Here is a 3,618-nt window from a genome sequence, read left to right on the forward strand (position 1 = left end):
AAGCGGTGGGGGAAGATTAATTCGCTCCTTGCGTACAGTTTCCTCACTTACACCAAGTCTTGAAGCCAAACCTTCTTCAGTTAACGGTTGCATTCGCGGACTTTGCCCAGAATAGGATGAATTGTTGTAGTACGATTTTTGGCCCCGCTTTTGTTGGTTGTTGAGATAGTCTTGAATTTTAGTGATCGCCTCAGCCAACTGTGTCATTCGGGCATACATCTTCTCCACTTTTTGTTCTAAATTGGCGAGATTATCAATTGCTGTGGTTTGGTTGCTATTAGATTCATTTGAAAACTCTGACTCCAGCTTATCAAGTCTTTCGCAAATAGCTATTATTGTTTCGTTGTGATGACTACTATGATTTTTATTACTCACAGCCAAGTACTTCTCTACACTTGCCTTAATCTTTGAGTCTAAGCGTTCGTCTAAATCGTTACCACCTGTTGTATCAACCTTATCTTGGGAATCGCCTAAGTAGAGATCGATAAATTCGAGCAGCGTGGCTGTTGCGGTCGTCCCTTTTGACTTACAACGGGCGATAAACTGCTCCCAAATCCTTTGGTCACAGTTGAAAGATGCCAGCTTTTTTTTACGCCCTGTATTGCTCATGTTCACGTGTCATCTAGGTAAACTGGGACTGGCCACGCTTATTAAATCGTGTAATTCATCATGATGAATTACCTTGATAGTATCATCGCCAAATGCCTCAGCGCATTCCTCAAGCGATGGCGTACTCGCCCGCCGGAGGCGATCGCTTTTAGAAGAGATGTTACCGCCAACGGCTACTATTAGCGATTGCAAATAAATATAGACATCATCCCGTAGCAATTCCAGCATCAACCATCTTCGCCAGACACTAGGTATTAAATATTCACAGTAATTCCGCTAATTGCTGAAAATACCCATACTGCATAGCTGCGGAAATTGCACTCCTGGCAAAACCTGTCCCGTGGACTGGGATAATAAGAACAGGGCGGGGTGTTGATGGGACAGCAACCTTGAAAATTGATAGGCATGGTCGAGCAAAGATTCTGTCTTTGCAGGAAATCCAACTTCTGTTCTCGCAGGGGGTGGATTCACTGCGAGATAAAGCGCTGTTTGCGGTGATGCTTTACACAGCGTGTCGCGTGAACGAGGCCGTGACATTGCTAAAGCGCGATGTCTATGATACCAAAGGAAAAGTCAGAGCTAAAATCATCTTTCGCAAAGGTAACACGAAAGGGAAACTGGCTACCCGTGCCATCCCGGTAATTCAAGAATTGCGAGTCAGGTTACAAGCATATAAACCGCGTGATGATTCTCCTTGGTTATTCCCTGGAAATGCTGACCACTCAAGAGCCAATAATCACCTGCACCGGGATTCGGCACTGTGGATATTGCGAGTCGCTTGCAAAAAAGTAGGAGTTGAAGGCGTAAGCTCTCACAGCTTTCGGCGTACAGCACTCACCTCGATGAGTAATGCCGGAATTCCCTTAAGAGTGATTCAGGAAATCTCTGGGCATCGCACCTTGGACGAGCTATACAAGTACCTGGAGGTGAGAGATGATCAAGTATTGGGAGCGGTATCATCCTTAGCGCTACTTGCTCCGGTTGATGAAGACGACTTCGGGAAACCCGTCTTTGTCGAAGTGACCGATAATTCAGTAAAAGAAAGCTCTTGACCCCATTTTACCAAAAAATCGATTTAGCAAGACAACATCAGCGCAATTGCTGAAAGCAAAAGTAGAAATTGCTTCAATGAGGCGGTTAGTTATGACGAAAGTTTAGCCCCCCTCCATCGGCAACACCTCTTCACTTAGCAAGGTGTAAAATTCAGGAACTTGAGATTCCACAAGTCGCAGTTCATTTGCCGCGATCGCTTCCAACTCCAGCACCGTCTCCCAGCGCAAATCCCCAGCCCATCGCTTGAGTATGCCCTTAATCGCGTCTACCCCCTGCTTGATACCTACTCGTAGCATTTCCACGCAATGGAGTAAGGTAGTGCGGTCAGTTGGAGGCGGGTTAAATTCCGTAGTATCCCCCCCTTCATAAGGGGGATTCCCTATACCAATATAGGGGGGGGTGGATACGGGGGATGAATCCGACTCAACAGCGTACTGAGACTGCATTGTAGCTTGATACGGGTCTACAGTTTCGGCAACGTAACAGGTGCGCTCTAACTTTAAGGTACGCCGTTCTTCGCGGTGAGCAATTACCAGTGATGCAAATTCTAATTCCTCTTTAGATAACGAGTAAATTTTCACCTGTTCACCGCGCTTACCCTGCTTGCGGCAGGTCAATTTTAGCCCCAGCTGCTCCACCAGAGTGGCCAATAACCATATTGGTTCACATTCACTAGGGACAGTAAAACCAAGAATTGCTTTTACATGAGCTGCACAATCCTTGGCGATCGCCATCATATTTATTAACTCCGGGTCGCTGGCATTAACTTCGCCTCCGGCGACTAAGCGCTCAAGGATCTGATGCAATCCCAAGTTGAACCGTGCTAGCCAACGCGCCGAGTAATTCCCCCAGTCCATACATAGAAGTAGCTTGTCTCGTTCGGCACGGTCTTTGTCGGTGACAAGTTTTGGAGGTGCAGGGTAAACTCTTTCAGTGGCCTCATCAATAATTACTCCCTCTGGCTCTGATAATATGGCTTCCAGTCCAGCGATCGCTCGAATTAATCGACCGCCGTCATCTTTTTCCACCAATTCTGGGGTAACGTCCATGCCATAAGCTGACCAGATGCGAAACTTCTCGTTCTCAAAAACTTCCTCTGGTGGCAAGTAATCTTTACTCTGCCGGAGACGATACTCACTTGCTGTAATATTATTGGCTCTAGCAACAGCCGAATAGTGCGCGGTGTCCAAAGCCGCAGCCGCAACTTTCAAACGTTCCAGAGATTGGTCATCATCATCACTTCCCACTGATATAAATGTATTACCCATCTCGGTGAGCAGCGATCGCAAATCATCACGCAGATTATTCAGAGAATAGTGACGATTAGCCTGAATTTGACAATAAGCCTCTAGGGCCCAGTCTTTCTCTGCGCCCCGCTTACCTGAATCTCTGTCAATGCGAATCAAAAACGCGGTCATCTGGTTCGATAGCAACAGTCGCTCTTTAATCTTGGTAGCATTAGTATCTTTGTAACCAAAGGGAGGACGTGGGGCTACCCAAACATGAAACGGAACTTTCGGGCGATAGCGGTAAAGTTGTTGGGCGCATTCAGTAGCTGTTTGGGAAACCCCATGAAACACACCAAACACTAAATCAAAATGATACTCAGCAATGTCTACTCCGGTTCCCAGACTAGGAGAGGTGAACAAAGCATCGAGGTTTTTGACGGCGTTGGTGATATCTTTGATAAAAGCGACGTTTTCCTCACTGCCGGAATTGTCGGAGTGAACAGACCAAATGCGTAGTTTGGGTTCCTGACTACCAATGCCCTCATTAGATTGACTAGACGCATTTTCGGCTGATTCAGTAGAGTCTAATATTTGCACTAAGAATGATTGTTCAAGTTTCTTAATGAAACGTTTGGAATCAGAAACCACTATGATTTTCTGTCCTGCCATCAACGCTGCCGAGATTTGGGCAACCAGAGCGGAAGAATTAGCACCTTCATACCAATAT

At 46.3% G+C, this 3,618-nt stretch carries 3 protein-coding genes and 1 pseudogene; 1 reads left to right on the top strand and 3 read right to left on the bottom strand.

Going from position 1 to position 3,618, the window contains the following annotated elements; genetic code table 11:
- Positions 1 to 609 (bottom strand): hypothetical protein (locus tag ACEW80_RS07345; RefSeq protein WP_373525967.1); only part of this gene is annotated, 609 nt, incomplete at its 3' end.
- Positions 610 to 618: 9 nt separating this feature from the next.
- Positions 619 to 837, bottom strand: a complete 219-nt coding sequence (locus tag ACEW80_RS07350) for a hypothetical protein (RefSeq protein WP_373525968.1) — start codon at positions 835 to 837, stop codon at positions 619 to 621.
- Positions 838 to 998: 161 nt separating this feature from the next.
- Here ACEW80_RS07350 and ACEW80_RS07355 point away from each other — a divergent pair, with 161 nt between their 5' ends.
- Positions 999 to 1,661 (top strand): tyrosine-type recombinase/integrase, encoded by a 663-nt coding sequence (locus tag ACEW80_RS07355; protein WP_373525969.1) that lies wholly within the window; start codon positions 999 to 1,001, stop codon positions 1,659 to 1,661.
- Positions 1,662 to 1,763: 102 nt separating this feature from the next.
- Here ACEW80_RS07355 and ACEW80_RS07360 read toward each other — a convergent pair.
- A pseudogene (locus ACEW80_RS07360) lies at positions 1,764 to 3,618 on the bottom strand (bifunctional DNA primase/helicase); the annotation flags it as partial.

It is taken from the genome of Nostoc sp., from assembly GCF_041747015.1.
Classification (GTDB): Bacteria; Cyanobacteriota; Cyanobacteriia; order Cyanobacteriales; family Nostocaceae; genus Nostoc.

Coding starts and splice junctions, on each gene's coding strand:
- ACEW80_RS07350 (WP_373525968.1), bottom strand. CDS start 837: ATGCTGGAATTGCTACGGGATGATGTCTATATTTATTTGCAATCGCTA.